This is a genomic window from Vibrio campbellii CAIM 519 = NBRC 15631 = ATCC 25920 (assembly GCF_002163755.1).
Classification (GTDB): Bacteria; Pseudomonadota; Gammaproteobacteria; order Enterobacterales; family Vibrionaceae; genus Vibrio; species Vibrio campbellii.
The window spans coordinates 1,524,807-1,541,360 of the sequence record NZ_CP015863.1 but is presented as its reverse complement, the minus strand read 5'-3'; the positions used below and the strand labels follow the sequence as shown (position 1 = coordinate 1,541,360).

Genomic DNA, 16,554 nt, shown 5'->3' with positions numbered 1-16,554 from the left:
ATGTGGTTACTTGTCACTATTGTGGTTTTCCTTGCCGCGCGTCAAATCGCAATTAAGGTTAACAACCCAATCGCGAACCCGCTTTTAATCAGCATTGCTGTATTGATCCCTCTACTCACCTTTTTGAAAGTGCCGTTTGAAACCTACTACGCCGACAACGAGTACATTAGCTTCTTGCTTCAACCCGCAGTTGTTGCGCTAGCGTATCCGCTCTATGAGCAATTGCCACAAATAAAAGCCAATTGGCGCATTATCGCACTGGCTTGCTCTTTGGGCAGCGTGATGTCGATGCTAACGGCAACACTTATTGCTGTTGCGTTCAAAGCCGACATCAGCCTCGTTGCGAGCTTAGTGGGCAAATCAGTGACAACGCCTATTGCGATGGAAATCTCTAGCCACTTAGGTGGTGAAGCCGCAGTTGCCGCCATTCTAGTGCTTATTGTTGGTTTATTCGGGGCGATTTTGGCTTACCCAATCTTTAACCTTATCGGCATTAAACACCCTATCGCTCGTGGCCTGACAATGGGCACGGTTTCGCATGCACTCGGCACAGCAACCTGTGCTGAGAAACAACCGGGCGACGCCGCTTTCTCATCTCTTGCTTTGGTGCTTTGTGGCATCATCACTTCTATTCTTGCGCCAAGCTTCTTTGCTCTAGCCGTTTGGTTATACCAATAAAAAGTGACTGGCTTGCCCCCCTTAGTCTTAATCTAAAGTGAGCAAGCCAAAACCTCTTCCAGAAAATTCGCAATATGAATATCCATTGATATAGTTATTAGTGGGACAGAGATAACGTTAAATCGTCGTGAAATCGAATACATGTGTGAGCTCACTCTAATTATGTAACGTAAATCATCATTACACACATTAACGTGATCAAAAGCACAGAATATTTCCATCTTTCACATAGAATAACTGTCCATGCAATAACAAGGATTCAACATGAAAAGTCGCATTGAACAGGCGCTAGCAAGCGCTCCTGAAGCACTTTCAACACATCTTGCTCCTATCGTTTTAGCTGACGATTTTGATGCCACTATTTCTGAACAACAGTTTGGTGAACTGCTGAACGCGACCAACCTTTCAGACAAAGAGCTTCGTGTTGCTCTACTTCCTTTTGCCGCAGCGTTTTCTTACGCTCCAATCTCTGAATTCTATGTCGGTGCGATTGTTCGTGGCCTTTCCGGTCGTCTTTACTTTGGCGCGAATATGGAGTTTTTCGGTGTTCAGCTAGGTCAAACCGTTCATGCTGAGCAGTGCGCCATCAGCCATGCTTGGATGAAAGGCGAGCATGGTGTGAAAGACATCACTATCAACTACAGCCCTTGCGGCCACTGCCGTCAGTTCATGAACGAGCTAAGCACAGCAAAAGAATTAAAGATCCAGTTACCAGAACGTGAAGAAAAGTCACTTCATCACTACCTTCCGGAAGCGTTTGGTCCGGCGGATCTAGGTATTGAGTCTGGTCTTATGGCTGAGGTGAAGCACGAGTTTGTTTGTGATGAAGACGATGCTTTAATTCAAAAAGCCGTCAATGCGATGAACATTAGCCACGCGCCATACACAAACAACTTGAGTGGTATTGCGCTTGAGATGAACAGTGGCCTTGTATTCCAAGGCGCGTACGCAGAAAACGCCGCATTCAACCCTAGCCTTCCACCACTGCAGGTTGCATTAATTCAAATCCTGATGGCTGGTGAGAAGTTTGAAGACATCAAAGCTGCTGCGTTAGTTGAAAACTCACAAGGTAAGATCAGCCACCTAGCTGATACTCAATCGACGCTAGAAGCACTAAATCCTGATATTCCAGTGAGCTTTGTTAACGTTTAATTTATAAGCTTTGCTTAACAAAAAAGAGCCCAATGGGCTCTTTTTTGTTCCAACAACGTTTTATTACAATAGTTCCGTTAGTCGATTTGCCGCTCTTTCCAACGCCAAATTTACAACCTTCGTAATTTCCGGGTATTGGTTCTCTGGATCATCCCAATCAACGTCTTCTGGCAACAAAACTTCTTCTAGGATTTGATGCTCCATTACGATCTTATTGTTACTCAGATCAACAAGCGTAACTTCTGCATTCACATAGCCACGAGGCGACGAAAGAGGGATAAATCCGTAGTAGTCACGCAGTGTGCCCGCCGCCATGGTTTGGATAACAAGTAGGTGTGTAGCTTGATACTGCTCCTTGACGACAGAAACATCGTAATCGAAGTAACCTTTTTTGCGTTTATCTTTCGGCAGTTTATGTTCGTCGGTCGCTTCATAATACTCTGGGAGAATCACACTGTGGCTTCCGCGGCTCTCAATCAACTGCGCAACCTTGGACTTACCTACTTCAAACTTATCATGCGTTAGTGATTGAATATGAGATTCAACGCTATCAGTCACCATTTCGTTGATAGCCATGTCCAATAGGCCTTCACCGCCTGCACGATGCGCATACATTTCTGGTGGCTGAACAAACGCAACAGCGATATTTTTGTCTCCCCCGGTTTGCCAAAAGTCTGACGGAATGTCCATCGCTTTTCGAGAGACACACCCAGACAAAAGCATTACTGCAATAGCACAACCGATAATTCTTATATATTTCATTATTTTACTGCTCCTTTTTATAGAAGCGATGAAATCTATCAATATGAAATATATTCTCAACACAAAGAATCACTAATTTTGATTCATTACATAGTAATTATTACAACCTAAGATGCTCAGCGATGACGCAAACGTTTGCATCATTTTTAAAATTCAGTATGATCCCCTGCAAATTCGGTTTCATCACTTTATTTTGTAAGGGAACACTATGTTCGGTACTGCTACAAGCACTCATGCTACCCGTGTATTACTTTTAGGCTCTGGTGAGCTTGGTAAAGAAGTGGCAATTGAATGCCAACGTCTTGGTTTAGAAGTGATCGCGTGCGACCGTTATGCCAATGCGCCTGCGATGCAAGTGGCCCATCGTAGCTACGTCATCGACATGCTTGATGGTCAGGCACTGGAAGAGATCATTAATAAAGAACAACCTGCTTACGTGGTTCCTGAAATTGAAGCTATCGCGACAGATAAATTAGTCGAATTAGAGGAAAAAGGCTTGAACGTTGTTCCCACAGCAAAAGCGACTAAATTGACGATGAACCGTGAAGGCATTCGCCGCCTTGCTGCTGAAGAATTAGCTCTAAACACTTCCCCTTATCAGTTTGCTGATAGTTTTGAAGACTTTAAAGCCGCTGTTGAGCATGTTGGTATTCCATGTGTCGTTAAACCAGTCATGAGCTCCTCTGGCAAAGGCCAAAGCGTGATCAAAACAGAAGAAGATGTTCAGACAGCTTGGGAATACGCGCAAGAAGGCGGCCGCACAGGAGCTGGACGCGTGATTGTTGAAGGATTTATTGACTTCGATTACGAAATCACACTGCTAACGGTACGCGCCGTTGATGGCGTACATTTCTGCGCCCCGATTGGGCACCGCCAAGAAGACGGAGATTACCGTGAATCATGGCAGCCACAAGCCATGTCAGAAAACGCCATCAAAGCAGCTGAATACACGGCAGAGAAAGTTGTGAATGCACTAGGTGGCTACGGCATCTTTGGTGTGGAACTGTTTGTTAAAGGCGATAAGGTCATTTTCAACGAAGTATCCCCTCGTCCACACGATACCGGTATGGTAACCATGATATCTCAAGAAATGTCTGAGTTTACGCTTCATGTACATGCATTTACAGGTATGCCGATCAACAATATTGTTCAGTATGGACCATCAGCATCAGCGGTAATTTTAGGGCAAGGTACATCAACTGATATCCGATTTGATAATCTTTCCAAAGCAATGGCTCAGCCACAAACTCAAGTTCGGTTGTTTGGTAAGCCTGAAATTGATGGTCGCCGTCGCTTGGGCGTTGTTTTAACGCGCCGTAAGACGATTGAAGATTCGATTGAAGATGCGGTGAACAGCGCTTCTAAAGTGCAAATCATTTACTAGTTCCGCAGCTTCACTCAAGAGAAACAAAAGCGCAGCTCAATTGGCTGCGCTTTTTCTTTGTGTAGGCACGAAACCGTTAGAAACCGTTACTTGCTCTCGATTAAATACACTTCCTCAGAGAAGCGGCTGAGCCCTTTCTTAGCGATTTTCGGATGATTCTCGTCAGCTTGATCGACATTCAAACAAGTCACCTTGTAGCCCTCAAACAACTGTTCAATCTCCTCGACTGGCACACTAAACGGAGGGCCTGACATCTCATCTTGTGGGTAATTGAGCGTCACAAGTAAAATGCGTCCGCCAGGGTTCAATAGTTGCTTAACGCGATTTGCGTATTCTTCTCGCATCTCTTTCGGCAATGCAACGAGTGCTGCGCGGTCATAAATGATATCGGCTTTAGAAACCGGCGCCGTAAAGAAATCACCGGTATAAATTGACAACTCATCGAACTGATACAACTCGTGCATACCATTGACTGGCGTTACGGTCGGTGTGTAGAAGTGCTCTGCAAAAAAAGCACGTACAGCAATCAAACTTAGCTCAACGCCTTGTACTTCATCGTGTTTCGTTGCAAGCCAAATTAGGTCTTCTGACTTTCCACATAAAGGTACCAAGACCGTATCTTCACGCTTCGGGTTCGTATACTGCCAAAATGCTGGTAACAGTGGGTTCACATCATCAAGGTGGAAACCAATTTGGTTACTCGCCCATTTGTTGTGCCAAAATTCTTGATCTCTCATTTTACTTCTACTTGTCGGCTGATTGTGGATTCGAGCTTTGTGCTTTGCTTTTGTGGGCTAAGACTAATGATTTTTTCAAATTTGTCTATGCTGTTCATCTTTGGTTAATACTGCAATGGTAGGATAGCAATCGTTCAAGAATGAACCCTTCCTTTTTCTGAGTGTCAGAATAAAGGAAAGCAAAATGGTGTTCTAGAACACGATTCCACTATAAGGTTAAAAACCTACCTTGGAATCTATCGTAGAGCCCCCATTAACTTAGGTAGTACCTGATTTGCGAATCTTAGTGACCTTTTCGTTACCCATTTTCTAAGTGCAAGCAAGTTAAGGAGAGTGAATGAGCTTATTTCTACGTACTACAGCATTGATGCTTTTAGTACTAAGCCGTGCGCCGGCGTTCGCCGCACTTCCAAATGTCCCGAGTAACGAGCAAGACCGTTCTGCTAGCCAAAACGAAGTTTGCTCAAAATTGTTTAAGCATAGCCTTAGTGGTTTGTATGGCATTCAGTCAATCGACTCCAAACCAACTCAGCCTTATTCAGATTTCGACGTACTTTACAGCAAAGCTCACCAAGCACAATTCGAGTTAGAAACCATCTGTAAAAGTACTGCCCTTCTTACTGACGCCCAACCTTACTTCGCAGGCGTTAAATCTCAACATCGTGCCGAAGAAAAAATTGCTCACGAATTGGATGGTCAAGTAGAGCGAATTACAGACTTAGCACGAGCAACTATCGTAGCGGATGACGTAGCAAGCCTTGTATCCGTATATGAAGCACTAGAACGTGAAACAACTATCGTTAAAGTGAAAAACCGCTTTAAGAAACCAACCGCATCTGGTTACCGTGACTTGAACTTACTGGTACGTCTTCCTAAAACGAATTTGATTGCTGAAGTTCAACTGCACCTTAAAGCCATTGCTGACGTGAAAAGTGGTCCAGAGCATGACTTGTATGAACAGATCCAAAAGATCGAACGACAAGCGTTAGTGGAAGGCCGAAGCCTCAACGACATCGAGACGGCATCGATTCGTAACATGCGTACTCAATCGAAAAACTTGTATCAAGAAGCTTGGCAACCATACCTAACAACACACTTAGAAGCTGCGTAAGCGAGCAGTTTCTACCCTCACTAATACTAAAAAGCCACCGCAATTGCGGTGGCTTTTTATTTGTTCTTTAGCAAGTACCGGAACACACAAACAAAAAGACCACGACAAAGCGTGGTCTCATTCCATTTTACATGGCTTACTGGTCTGCCTTTAGGTTCTCTACGCGAGCTTTCAACTTCTGACCCGGGCGGAACGTAACGACACGTCGAGCAGTAATAGGGATATCTTCACCCGTTTTCGGGTTACGACCAGGTCGTTCGTTTTTGTCACGAAGGTCAAAGTTACCAAAACCTGACAGTTTTACCTGTTCGCCACTTTCTAGTGCCTTGCGAATTTCTTCAAAGAACACTTCCACCGTTTCCTTGGCGTCCCGTTTACTAAATCCCAATTTATCAAACAGGTTTTCTGCAAGTTCGGCTTTTGTGAGCGCCATAAAACTTTCCTCAAAGCTATGTTAAACAATGCTACCTTAGTGTAGCGCCAGAGCAGTTTTACCCTACCATTTCAACAACATATCGGGGTTACATTTGGAAGTGTATGACAAGCTTATGATTTTCGCCAACTTTTTTCTTTGCTAATATACCGAATGTTTCATCATCGAAGTACTTTACCCACCACCAACACCATATTTTACTTTAATTACTTCTAAATTATGGAAACCATCCAGTTCAATAATCTAAATATCGACACAAAAACAAGATTATTCACTATTTAATAAAAATGTCAGATACTGGTCATTTTACAAACAACTGACACAAAACCTCTTAATTTTTCAGTGGGTTGAGCCACTCTACAAATAGATCTGACCAGTTGTATTCATTAGAGTTTTTATTCTGTTTCTGCTGTTCCGGCAGAAAATCAAACCTTGAACAAAGACAAAGTTCTGTGTCCATTACCATGACGATGAATGGAAAGATTGATACTGTTTGCGCATTCTACCCCATCGTCAGAGTACCAACATGCTTCACCAAGTCGTCAGTATTCTATTCCCTGTTTTTGCGTTAGTTTTTGTTGGGTATTTAGTTGGGCGCTACATAAAGCCAGATTTCCGCCCGATCAATCGCATCAATATGGATGTGTTTACACCAGCACTTGTATTTTCATCGCTAGTCAGCATGCCGATTGATATGGGCCAAGTTCCTCTTTTACTTGCTGCTATTATTGCCGTTGTCATACCGGGTGTTGTGATGATACCTATCGCAAAGCTAAGCAGGCTATCCTTCAAAACATGGGCACCACCACATATGTTTAGAAATAGCGGAAACCTTGCCATCCCGTTGTTCACTTATACCTTTGGGGAATTAGCTCTCACTTCTGCGGTACTCTTGTTCGTTGTCTCCGCCTGTTTGCACATCAGCTTAGGCGTAATGCTGCTTAGTAGCGGCAATCCGCTCAAGCAAATCATCAAGATGCCAATTTTTTTATCCGCTACGCTCGCATTAGTGATTAACCTGTCCGGGGTTAGCGTTTGGAACCCGCTTTACGAAGCTACCGCGTTACTTGGTCAAGCTGCTGTACCGGTTATGCTACTCTCATTGGGCGCACAAATGCTCAATCTAAGGCTCAGTGGCCTGAAGGTTGGTCTGATGTGTACGTTACAATCACTTGTGACAGGAGCAGTAGCGTTTGCAATTATTTATTGGTTGATTCCACTGCCTACGATGCAACTGCAAATGATGGTGTTGTTCACCATGCTGCCACCAGCCGTAATGAACTATTTGTTTGCCGAGAGGCTGAACACTGAGCCAATGACCGTCGCTTCAATGGTTCTGTTTGGGAACTTTTTCAGCATAATCACGTTACCGTTATTGCTTATGTATACTCTTTCGCTCTCTTAGCGATGCCTTATCATTCACTTTACGATTGCAGCCATCAAGTTGAATGTTAGACTGGCAGAAAAATATTAATTCCCCCGCGAACCTAAACGATATGAAGTCCATTATCCAGATCAGTGATTGTCACTTGAGTGATAAATCCAGTTTTGAGAACTTGCGTAAAGCATTACTTCTTGCCCAAAGCGACGCTTCCTGCGATACCCTTTTGTTTACTGGTGATCTTTGTTGCAATCCTAAACCCGGTGACTATCACGCCTTCGTTAATTTGGTAGAGGCTCACGTCGAGGGGAAAAATATCTTCGCGATTGCTGGCAACCACGATGATACAAAATTGATGAAGCAAGAGCTGCGCGGCAGTAGTATCAAAGTCACAAATAAAGCGAGAATCCACAGTCGTGAAGTCTTGTTCTTAGATTCCAGCACCAAACCGCTTGATAGGCGCCATCCTCTAGGCTCTGGCAGGATCGATAAGCGCGGAATCGCGCGTTTAACCAAGCAACTTCGCGACACAACCAATCCAATTATTGTTGTCCATCATCCTATTATTCCCGTCGGTTCAGAATGGATGAAAGCCATTTGCTTAGAGAACGACGCGAGCTTACTTAGATTGTTGGCCGAACATCAGGTTCGAGACGTTATCTGCGGACATGGCCATGATGCATTAACGGCCACACAGCGAGGCATCACCCAACACATGGCACCGGCGACAGCCTACGGCTTTGATCACAGCATTAAAGAATATAATCGAAGTGAGCAAATTGGCGTGAATAAGCTCTGCTTCGAGGGTGATGGTATCACCGCGACACCCATTTGGTTACCGCGTAACGAATCAAGATAACCAATTAAGCGATAGGTCGAGGGTATAGACTGTTCCGATACTCAACAAACAGGAACTAGGCCTAAACCAGCCCAGTTCCAATTTCAGCGCTCGATAAGCAACAACAACCTTCTAAGTTTCAATGACCATTGGTTCCACAGGTCATTGGTTCTACAAGTTATTGTTGCTATCGCTGGATTTAGGCTAATTCGTGCTTAAACACTGTTTGATTGGTTAGAAGGTCTTTCATTTTCTGGCCAATACTTGCTATTTGTTCAGCACTGTAACGTGCGGTCTGATAAGTTACGATTAAGCGTAAGGTTCGTTCACCATCGACAACATTCTCCATCATCTCGAAGTGCAAGCCAAATAGCGACTCAGTTTTATTAGGTAGAATTTGGCGGTACGCAATTGAATCACCATGAGGCTGTTCCAAAGCGCCGTATAGTGCATTGTCTGCATGAATTTGAGCGTAAACGTCGAACATAAGTCCATTTTTAGGATCTAAACCAAGTTCACGCTGTACTCTATCGATAGGAACCGTTGCATGTGGCATCGAGTCATTAATGGTTTGAGTAACCTCTTGAACCAATTCAACAAAGGACTGTTCAGGTTTAAACATCACACGGTGCGCTACCATGGTCGTAAAGTACCCTACCGAATCGAAATACTTCGCCTCGTCTCGTCCAGATGCAGATGTACCAATTACAAGATCTTTTAAATTGCCGGCTTCGTGGAGGGCTTGAGCAATTGCCGAGTATACGACACTAAAAATCGACGAGTTTTGCTCTCTTGAGATCGAAGAAACAACGTCATGCGCATGCGTACCTAAATCAATTTCCAACCAGTTAGCTTCAATTGGATTGATATCCGCAGGCAGCTGACCAACATCTGACGTGGCTAAATCCAACCCGCGAGTCGCACCTTGTAATCGTTCAACCCAGTAAGCAAGGTCCACTGCATTGACGCCACGCTCCCTTTGAATAGTGGCATAATCATGAATAGAATTCGCCGGTTTATCCCACGTAGGCTCTAAACCTTGAACACGTGCTAAATAAGCTTTAGAAAGTTCTGGCATCAGATTATTCAATGACCATTCATCAATCACCATATGATGAATAAGGAAAGAAAGAACTTGTTGACCAGTCTGCTCATCTTTAAAGAAGCGAACTCGTAGAGGTAACTCTTTACCTAAATCAAAAACGTAAGCCGCTTCGGATTCCAAGCTTGCGTCACCCGCCTCTGAGCTGTTCCAGAACCATACATAGCTTGAAAGATCCTGTTCTGGAATCACACGTTGAACAGCTCCACCGTCCATATCAACGAATAGCGTTCTTAGCCCAGTATGACGAATCAACAGATCTAGAAATGCGAGTTTAAATGCCTCCTCATCAACCTCCGCATCAAAACGCATGGCAAATGGCAAATTGAAGATCGCACATTTCCCGGTGGCAATGTGTGCATCCCAAAGGAACGCTTGCGCAAATGACAGTGGCGCGCCCTCATCCGATATTGAGCGTTGTGAGATACCCTCTTCTTCAAGAATGAAATTTGAGGCAGACTGATTTAACGAAGCACATTCGGCAAGCGCTTCAGCACTTGGGAATTTGAAAAAATCATTAAAGCTGATCTCGATACCATGATTGTTCATCAAGTTACCGATAATTCGCGTGGCCAACAGAGAATGTCCACCGACTTCAAAAAAGTCGTCATCTAATTCAACACTAGAGTCATCAAGGCTCGTTCTAAACTCAGTCAAAATTATATCTTTAATATTATCATTAGAACCACTATGACAATTAAACTCAGATAAATCGACTTCTTGAAAAACTAAGCTGCTTACCAAAGAATCCTTATTCAACAAGTCATAGTTACTCTTGAGAAGATTAATGACATTAAAGTCACTTAATTGATTTTCAATTATAGGATGGCTGACGATAAATACGAACTTTTCTTGCTCTGTTTCTACGATAACTAATCTAAATGGAGATTGATGTTCAGGTTGCCACGGTGTCGTTTTCAGGGTTTCAATTAGCCCTGAGAGTTGTTTTTTGGGAATTTGTATAATACTGCTTATCTGCTCGCCTTCTGCATCGAGCCATTTTTCCAGCTCAAATTCTTCAGAAAATCCATAGCGCAAATTGAGTTCATAATCTTCGATAGCGAGCTTTTTAAACGCCTCTTCAATAAGCCATTTTTTGCTATTACTATCAATAACATAGCAATTTAACAACCATGAGATGCTTTCTGGTTCTTGAAGCTGCTGCATCCATATTGTTTCTTCAGCGTCGGTGATTGGTAATCGCTTTTTTGTTTCTTCTGTGACGTTATACATATAATTCTGACTCTTTTTTAACCGCTCAATAGGCAGACAAATATTTTTTCAAGTTTATGCATTTAACTGTATACGAATTCGATACAACAATGATAGGATTAATTATCATTTAGATTTGCATTTCACGTCAAGCTAATAATAAATCTGGGTTAAAAGCACAAATTCTTTCACTCAGGTCTCTAGCCTATTGATGGGAAATCTCAGTATATATCTCAGTTTTAAATGCCGAAAAAGGCTTTTTGAGAGTGAAGTTGTGACCTTATTATTCAGCAATAAAAAAGACGTCGGCATATTTTTAACCAACAATCAATATCGACGTGGAATATTATTTTTTCGTATCTCATACCATTATTTCCATTCAAAAATATTGAAGGGCACCTGTCTCTTATTTATTTCGGACTGCATGCAGTATGAACGCTAAAATTATCTTTGTTTTCTTTTTATTGTGTATCGTTTCCATTTTTATTGGCGCCAATCCAATCGATTGGTCACTACTGCTGAAGATGGACGAAAATGCTTGGTTGCCGATTACTGCTAGCAGACTTCCGAGGTTGGTTGCATTGATTCTAACAGGGGCCGGCTTGGCGATGTGCGGCGTCATCTTGCAACATATCGTCAGAAATCGTTTTGTAGAGCCTGGGACTACCGGCGGCCTAGATGCTGCCAAGCTTGGTATTTTGGTATCGATCGTCATGTTGCCAAATTCAGATAAGCTTGAGCGCATGATTTTTGCTGTCGTCTTTTGCTTTGCAGCAGGGCTCATTTACATCGCGATCGTACGAAAAATTAAATTCAGTAATTCAGCATTGGTCCCAGTCATTGGACTGATGTTTGGCAGCGTATTGAGCGCAGTCGCTGAATTTTACGCTTATCAAAATAACGTTCTTCAAAGCATGTCTGGCTGGTTAATGGGAGACTTTTCTAAGGTCGTACAGGAACACTACGAGATCATTTACCTGATCTTACCCACCACTCTGTTGACCTACTTCTACGCAAATAAATTTACCGTCATGGGCATGGGAGAAGATGCAGCATCTAACTTGGGCATTAACTTCGCAACAACGGCAGCGTTAGGTCTGATGCTGGTTTCCGTGACCGTTGCTGTGACCGTCGTGACCGTCGGGGCAATTCATTTTGTCGGTTTAGTGATCCCAAACCTTGTCGCACTAAAATATGGCGACCACCTGAAAAACACACTGCCAATCGTGGCATTGGGTGGCGCATCACTGCTTATTTTTTGTGATGTGATAAGCAGACTTGTGGTCTTTCCTTTTGAGGTTCCGATCGGCCTTACCGCGAGTGCGATTGGTGGCACCCTATTTCTTGTATTGCTCCTTAAAGGAGCACGTGCATGAAAGCTCTAAACACAAACACAAACACAATTGTCACGGTGATGCTGTTGAGCATCCTATCTATGACTTTTGTTTTCGTTAACTCCGGATTGGATTTTGATTACATTATACCGAAAAGGCTCATTAAGCTCGGAGCGATCTTTGTGGGCGGTAGCTGTATCGCAATTTCCGCAGTGATTTTTCAAGCCTTGGTCGGCAACCGAATTTTAACGCCATCAATCATGGGGTATGAGTCTGTTTACCTTGTATGGCAGTCCCTACTTTTGTTGATTGCAGGTACTGCAGGAAGCGCAGCGCTTGGTGTCATCGGTAATTTCGCTATCTCAACACTGCTGATCCTTTTGTACTCATTTGCGATTCAATTCTGGGTTCTCAAGAAGTTTCAGCGTGATATGCACCAAGTGCTTTTGATTGGCTTTGTACTCACGATGGTTCTAACAACCATTGCCCAGTTCGTCCAACTTAGAATCAGCCCTGGTGAGTTTTCGATACTTCAAGGGCTCAGCTATACGTCATTTGAAAGAGCAAAACCTTCTACCCTGCTCTTCGCGTGTACGGTGTTAAGCGTATTCGCATTCTTTGTAAAACGATGGTCTCGTGAATTAGACGTCATTGGACTTGGCCGAGACCAAGCAATGTCATTAGGCCTTAGCGATAAGCACTACATTCCAAAATATTTTGCTGTCATTGCAATACTCGTCGCTATTTCGACCAGTTTAATTGGCCCTACCGCATTTATGGGGATTTTCATCGCCAACATCGCTTATTCAACTTCCAGATCATCGAGTTATGGGCAGGTACTGTGGGCGGCTTGTGCTATTGCCATCATCATGTTTCTGACGGGGCAGCTCATGGTCGAGCATCTATTTAACTATAAAACCACCGTCTCTATCTTGGTCAACGTGCTTTGTGGTGGGTATTTTCTCGCCATCACAGTCAGAGCTAGAAGCCAGATTTAAAAGACTGTAACTCGCCTTTGAAAAGGCAATCTAACGACAACAAAAGGAAATGTCTCATGTTTAAAAGCACTCTAAGCTTGAGTGTCGCTCTTGCTTGCTGTTCTCTTGGTGTATTGACGGCTTGCGAGCCCACTGCCGCCATTGCTAAGACTCAAGCCGCCCAGCCACTCGATACTCCAATCGTGATCGAACACAACCTTGGTGAGACCGTAATTTCAAACCGTCCGCAACGAGTAGCGGCACTAGACATGAACGAGGTAGACTTTTTAGATCAGTTAAATGTTCCGATTGCGGGAATGGTCAAAGATTTTATCCCTCACTTCCTCGAAGCGTACAAAGAATCGCCGGAAATCGTCGACCTCGGAGCAATTGTTCAGCCAAACATGGAAAAGGTCTACGCTTTAAAGCCTGACCTTGTGTTAATGACACCACTTCACACCACCCAATATGAAGAGCTATCCCAACTCGCACCGACTTTGCATTTTGACATCGACTATCGCAATAGCCGCGGTCATCACGTTGATGTTATCAAAAAGCACCTTGTTGACTTGGGAGAGATCTTCGGCAAGCAAGAACTAGCACAGCAGAAGGTTGCAGAAATAGATGCAAAAGTTGCAGAGGTTCGAGCTGTCACCACGGAGCGTCCAGAGAAAGCCCTGGTGGTGATGCACAACAACGGAGCCTTCAGTTCATTTGGTGTCGAATCTCGATATGGTTTTGTCTTCGATGTATTGGGCGTAAAACCAGCAAGTGAGAAAGTCGAAACCAGCTTGCATGGTCAGCCGATTTCCAGCGAATTTATTAGCCAAGCCAACCCAGACATTCTTTACATCATCGACAGAACCGCAGTGATGCAAGGAAAGCCAATAATAGATGCAGAACATTTGGCAAACCCACTCCTTCGCCAAACAAAGGCATGGAAAAACGGTCACGTCGTTTTTGTTGATCCAGATGCTTGGTACATCACTTCTGCTAGTGTGACGTCCCTAAAAATTGTCATTGACGACATCATCAAAGGTTACGAAAGCTCGGCCTTATAGCAAATCGTTTTGTAACGAATATCTAAATAATTAACCGCTTTACAACAATAAGTTGGGCCGTGAGTAGCCCAACGATCAAAGCCATCTCTGGCGTCAGGACGGATGTGAGCCAGCACAAAGTAAGAACAAGGAAATAATAATGACTTATAACTATCATCAGATAGCAGCGAATTCTTCAAAAAAGGTACTTAACGGAACGCTAAGCCCAAGTCGCGTTGCACTCGTCATCGCGCTTCAACTTGGTGTGTCTGCACTACCAATTAATCTTGCACATGCCGATGAAATCGAATCAGACGAGTCCATGACGGTATTTGGCGAAGCCAATAAAGGCTATGCTGCTGGTAAGATCTCAACCGAAAGCAGCCTAGGTATGTTGGGCGACAAAGACTTTCTCGAGACACCGTTCAATGCGCTCGGATATACAGACAAACAAATTCAAGACGTACAAGCCCAAGATATTTCGGACGTGATCTCAGCGACGGATCCATCCGTTTTCACAAGCGGCGAAACAGGGTTAAATAAAGAAAGCTTTAAAGTACGAGGATTTAACCTCGATGTCGGCGATGTCATGTTTAATGGTCTTTACGGCATTGCACCTTATTACCGTGTTAGCCCAGAGATGTTTCAGCGTGTTGATGTACTAAAAGGCCCATCTGCACTTCTCAATGGTATGGCTCCAAACGGCTCCGTTGGAGGCTCTGTTAATCTTGTCACCAAGCGCGCAGCTGAAACACCAACCACTGCCTTTACGCTTAACTACTTATCTGACGCCCAATTCGGTGGACACATCGACATCGGCCGTCGTTTTGGAGCGAATGATCAATTTGGCGTGCGTTTCAACGGGGCATTTAAAGATGGTGACACAGCGGTGAACCATCAGAGCAGTAAAACGCAGCTCGCTGCGTTGAGCCTGGACTGGCGCAACAATATTGCCCTCGTAGAAGCCGATTTTTATTACAGCACTGAGCGAGTTGATGGCGCGAACCGAGGCCTAAGCATCGCTTCCTGCGTGAAAGTTCCACCACCACCTTCATCCGACACTCTTTTAGCGCCAGACTGGGCATACAACGACAGTAAAGATAGAGGCATAATGATTCGTGGCGAATTCGATGTAACTGACTCTGTCACGTTCTATACTGCTCTTGGAGGCAGTCGAACTGATTTCGATTCCAATGTTCCACAAAGAATCAAAATTATTGATAACTCAGGCACGCTTGAAGTCTCTCAAGGCGCAGTAAAGTTAAACAGTAAACGTACATCAGAAGATGTTGGGGTTCGTAGTGAATTTGATACAGGACCAGTTGAACACTACCTGGTACTGAATCGTACTTACTTTAGAGAGGATAAACACGACGCACCAGCCGGAAACAACGCGCCTGAGTCTTGGAAAACGAATATCTACGATCCAGTTTGGGGCCCAGCACCTTCAGGTTATGACAATTACTTCCAATTACCAGTTGATTCGACTCTCGAGAGCTATGGAATCGCAGACACACTCTCTTTTGCTGATGGCACCTACCAACTAACACTCGGCGTTCGTCGTCAAAGCATCGACTTTGAATCCGGTATCGTTATGAATGGTATGTCATTGCCAACCACAAAACTAAAAGAAAGCGCAGTTACCCCTTCCGTCGCCTTGTTGTACAAAGTATCGAGCTCTGCCTCACTATACGGTAACTACATCGAAGGCTTAACCAACGGTAGAACAGCACCAAGAGGCTCTAAGAACGTGGGAGAGGCATTTGCGCCGCAGAAAACCAAACAAATCGAAGCCGGGCTAAAACTTGATCTTGACGACTTTGCCCATACCTTCAGCCTGTTCGAGATCAAAAAGCCAAATGGATATCAAGATCCTGTCACTGATATCTATTCATTTGGCGGTGAGCAACGTAACCGTGGTGCTGAATGGGGCTTCTACGGTACCGTACTTGAAGACTACACGCTAACAGGTGGCGTTGCATACACCGATGCCGAAATTACCAAAGCAACCGACGTGACGACTGAAGGTAAACAAGCGACTAAGCAACCAAAATTCCAAGCGAAGCTCGCACTGGAGTGGAACTTACCTGCGATGCGTGAGCTCACACTTATTGGCCAAGCTAACTACATGTCTGAGCAATATATTGATGCACAGAACACGCAATCATTATCAGCACAGACGATTTTTGACCTTGGTGCTCGATACAATTCCACCATCGCAGAAACCAACGTCGTTTGGCGTCTTAACGTCAATAACGTGACCGATGAAGACTACTGGACAAGCACACATTACGCCACCCTTGCGCTAGGTGCTCCTCGCACGGTGATGTTATCAGCCACTGCGGATTTCTAGTCCTATCCTCTTACGCCCTTAGCCATCTGACTAAGGGCTTTTTTCTTTTCTGCTTGGCTT

14 protein-coding genes are annotated in these 16,554 nt (G+C 44.1%); 10 read left to right on the top strand and 4 right to left on the bottom strand.

Annotated elements, in window-relative coordinates; genetic code table 11:
• Together A8140_RS07260 and cdd are read left to right on the top strand one after the other, a co-directional pair.
• Positions 1-678, top strand: coding sequence for an LrgB family protein (locus A8140_RS07260; RefSeq protein ID WP_005528192.1), 678 nt, complete (start codon positions 1-3; stop codon positions 676-678).
• A gap of 264 nt (positions 679-942) precedes the next feature.
• Positions 943-1,830, top strand: coding sequence for a cytidine deaminase (gene cdd / locus A8140_RS07255; protein ID WP_005427951.1), 888 nt, complete (start codon positions 943-945; stop codon positions 1,828-1,830).
• 63 nt (positions 1,831-1,893) lie between these two features.
• On the opposite strand, the gene A8140_RS07250 is transcribed toward cdd, so the two are convergent.
• Positions 1,894-2,592 (bottom strand): putative periplasmic lipoprotein, encoded by a 699-nt coding sequence (locus A8140_RS07250; protein ID WP_005533408.1) that lies wholly within the window; start codon positions 2,590-2,592, stop codon positions 1,894-1,896.
• A 208-nt stretch (positions 2,593-2,800) separates the two neighbouring features.
• Between A8140_RS07250 and purT the strand changes: the two genes are divergently transcribed.
• A complete protein-coding gene (gene purT, locus A8140_RS07245; RefSeq protein WP_005533409.1) occupies positions 2,801-3,976 on the top strand; it encodes a formate-dependent phosphoribosylglycinamide formyltransferase in 1,176 nt (391 codons plus the stop codon).
• Between the two features lie 86 nt (positions 3,977-4,062).
• Here purT and A8140_RS07240 read toward each other — a convergent pair whose 3' ends face one another.
• Positions 4,063-4,713 carry a thiopurine S-methyltransferase gene (locus A8140_RS07240; RefSeq protein ID WP_005533410.1) on the bottom strand — a complete coding sequence of 217 codons (651 nt, stop codon included), beginning with the start codon at positions 4,711-4,713 and terminating at the stop codon, positions 4,063-4,065.
• A 337-nt stretch (positions 4,714-5,050) separates the two neighbouring features.
• Between A8140_RS07240 and A8140_RS07235 the strand changes: the two genes are divergently transcribed.
• Positions 5,051-5,824, top strand: a complete 774-nt coding sequence (locus A8140_RS07235; RefSeq protein WP_005533411.1) for a RelA/SpoT domain-containing protein — start codon at positions 5,051-5,053, stop codon at positions 5,822-5,824.
• 136 nt (positions 5,825-5,960) lie between these two features.
• Here the strand turns inward: A8140_RS07235 and ihfA are convergent, their stop codons facing one another.
• A complete protein-coding gene (gene ihfA, locus A8140_RS07230) occupies positions 5,961-6,257 on the bottom strand; it encodes an integration host factor subunit alpha (RefSeq protein WP_005427969.1) in 297 nt (98 codons plus the stop codon).
• 526 nt (positions 6,258-6,783) lie between these two features.
• Between ihfA and A8140_RS07225 the strand changes: the two genes are divergently transcribed.
• Entirely contained in the window at positions 6,784-7,662 is an 879-nt protein-coding gene (locus A8140_RS07225; protein WP_005533412.1) for an AEC family transporter, read from the top strand.
• Between the two features lie 91 nt (positions 7,663-7,753).
• The gene (locus A8140_RS07220) at positions 7,754-8,497 is read left to right on the top strand and encodes a metallophosphoesterase family protein (protein WP_033000320.1); all 744 of its coding nucleotides are present in this window, start codon (positions 7,754-7,756) and stop codon (positions 8,495-8,497) included.
• A gap of 178 nt (positions 8,498-8,675) precedes the next feature.
• On the opposite strand, the gene A8140_RS07215 is transcribed toward A8140_RS07220, so the two are convergent.
• Positions 8,676-10,811: a condensation domain-containing protein gene (locus A8140_RS07215; RefSeq protein ID WP_005533414.1), complete on the bottom strand. Its 2,136-nt coding sequence runs from the start codon at positions 10,809-10,811 to the stop codon at positions 8,676-8,678.
• A gap of 410 nt (positions 10,812-11,221) precedes the next feature.
• On the opposite strand from A8140_RS07215, the gene A8140_RS07210 reads away from it, so the two are divergent.
• From A8140_RS07210 to A8140_RS07195, 4 genes are all read left to right on the top strand, one after another.
• Complete coding sequence (locus A8140_RS07210) at positions 11,222-12,166, top strand: ABC transporter permease (RefSeq protein ID WP_005533415.1); 945 nt, start codon at positions 11,222-11,224, stop codon at positions 12,164-12,166.
• Complete coding sequence (locus A8140_RS07205; RefSeq protein WP_005533416.1) at positions 12,163-13,122, top strand: iron chelate uptake ABC transporter family permease subunit; 960 nt, start codon at positions 12,163-12,165, stop codon at positions 13,120-13,122. The genes A8140_RS07210 and A8140_RS07205 overlap by 4 nt, the downstream gene beginning before the upstream one ends.
• A 56-nt stretch (positions 13,123-13,178) precedes the next feature.
• Entirely contained in the window at positions 13,179-14,162 is a 984-nt protein-coding gene (locus tag A8140_RS07200; RefSeq protein WP_005533418.1) for a siderophore ABC transporter substrate-binding protein, read from the top strand.
• Between the two features lie 139 nt (positions 14,163-14,301).
• Positions 14,302-16,494 (top strand): TonB-dependent receptor, encoded by a 2,193-nt coding sequence (locus A8140_RS07195; protein ID WP_005533420.1) that lies wholly within the window; start codon positions 14,302-14,304, stop codon positions 16,492-16,494.
• Positions 16,495-16,554 lie beyond the last annotated feature (60 nt).

Coding starts and splice junctions, on each gene's coding strand:
- A8140_RS07260 (WP_005528192.1), top strand. CDS start 1: ATGTGGTTACTTGTCACTATTGTGGTTTTCCTTGCCGCGCGTCAAATC.
- cdd (WP_005427951.1), top strand. CDS start 943: ATGAAAAGTCGCATTGAACAGGCGCTAGCAAGCGCTCCTGAAGCACTT.
- A8140_RS07250 (WP_005533408.1), bottom strand. CDS start 2,592: ATGAAATATATAAGAATTATCGGTTGTGCTATTGCAGTAATGCTTTTG.
- purT (WP_005533409.1), top strand. CDS start 2,801: ATGTTCGGTACTGCTACAAGCACTCATGCTACCCGTGTATTACTTTTA.
- A8140_RS07240 (WP_005533410.1), bottom strand. CDS start 4,713: ATGAGAGATCAAGAATTTTGGCACAACAAATGGGCGAGTAACCAAATT.
- A8140_RS07235 (WP_005533411.1), top strand. CDS start 5,051: ATGAGCTTATTTCTACGTACTACAGCATTGATGCTTTTAGTACTAAGC.
- ihfA (WP_005427969.1), bottom strand. CDS start 6,257: ATGGCGCTCACAAAAGCCGAACTTGCAGAAAACCTGTTTGATAAATTG.
- A8140_RS07225 (WP_005533412.1), top strand. CDS start 6,784: ATGCTTCACCAAGTCGTCAGTATTCTATTCCCTGTTTTTGCGTTAGTT.
- A8140_RS07220 (WP_033000320.1), top strand. CDS start 7,754: ATGAAGTCCATTATCCAGATCAGTGATTGTCACTTGAGTGATAAATCC.
- A8140_RS07215 (WP_005533414.1), bottom strand. CDS start 10,811: ATGTATAACGTCACAGAAGAAACAAAAAAGCGATTACCAATCACCGAC.
- A8140_RS07210 (WP_005533415.1), top strand. CDS start 11,222: ATGAACGCTAAAATTATCTTTGTTTTCTTTTTATTGTGTATCGTTTCC.
- A8140_RS07205 (WP_005533416.1), top strand. CDS start 12,163: ATGAAAGCTCTAAACACAAACACAAACACAATTGTCACGGTGATGCTG.
- A8140_RS07200 (WP_005533418.1), top strand. CDS start 13,179: ATGTTTAAAAGCACTCTAAGCTTGAGTGTCGCTCTTGCTTGCTGTTCT.
- A8140_RS07195 (WP_005533420.1), top strand. CDS start 14,302: ATGACTTATAACTATCATCAGATAGCAGCGAATTCTTCAAAAAAGGTA.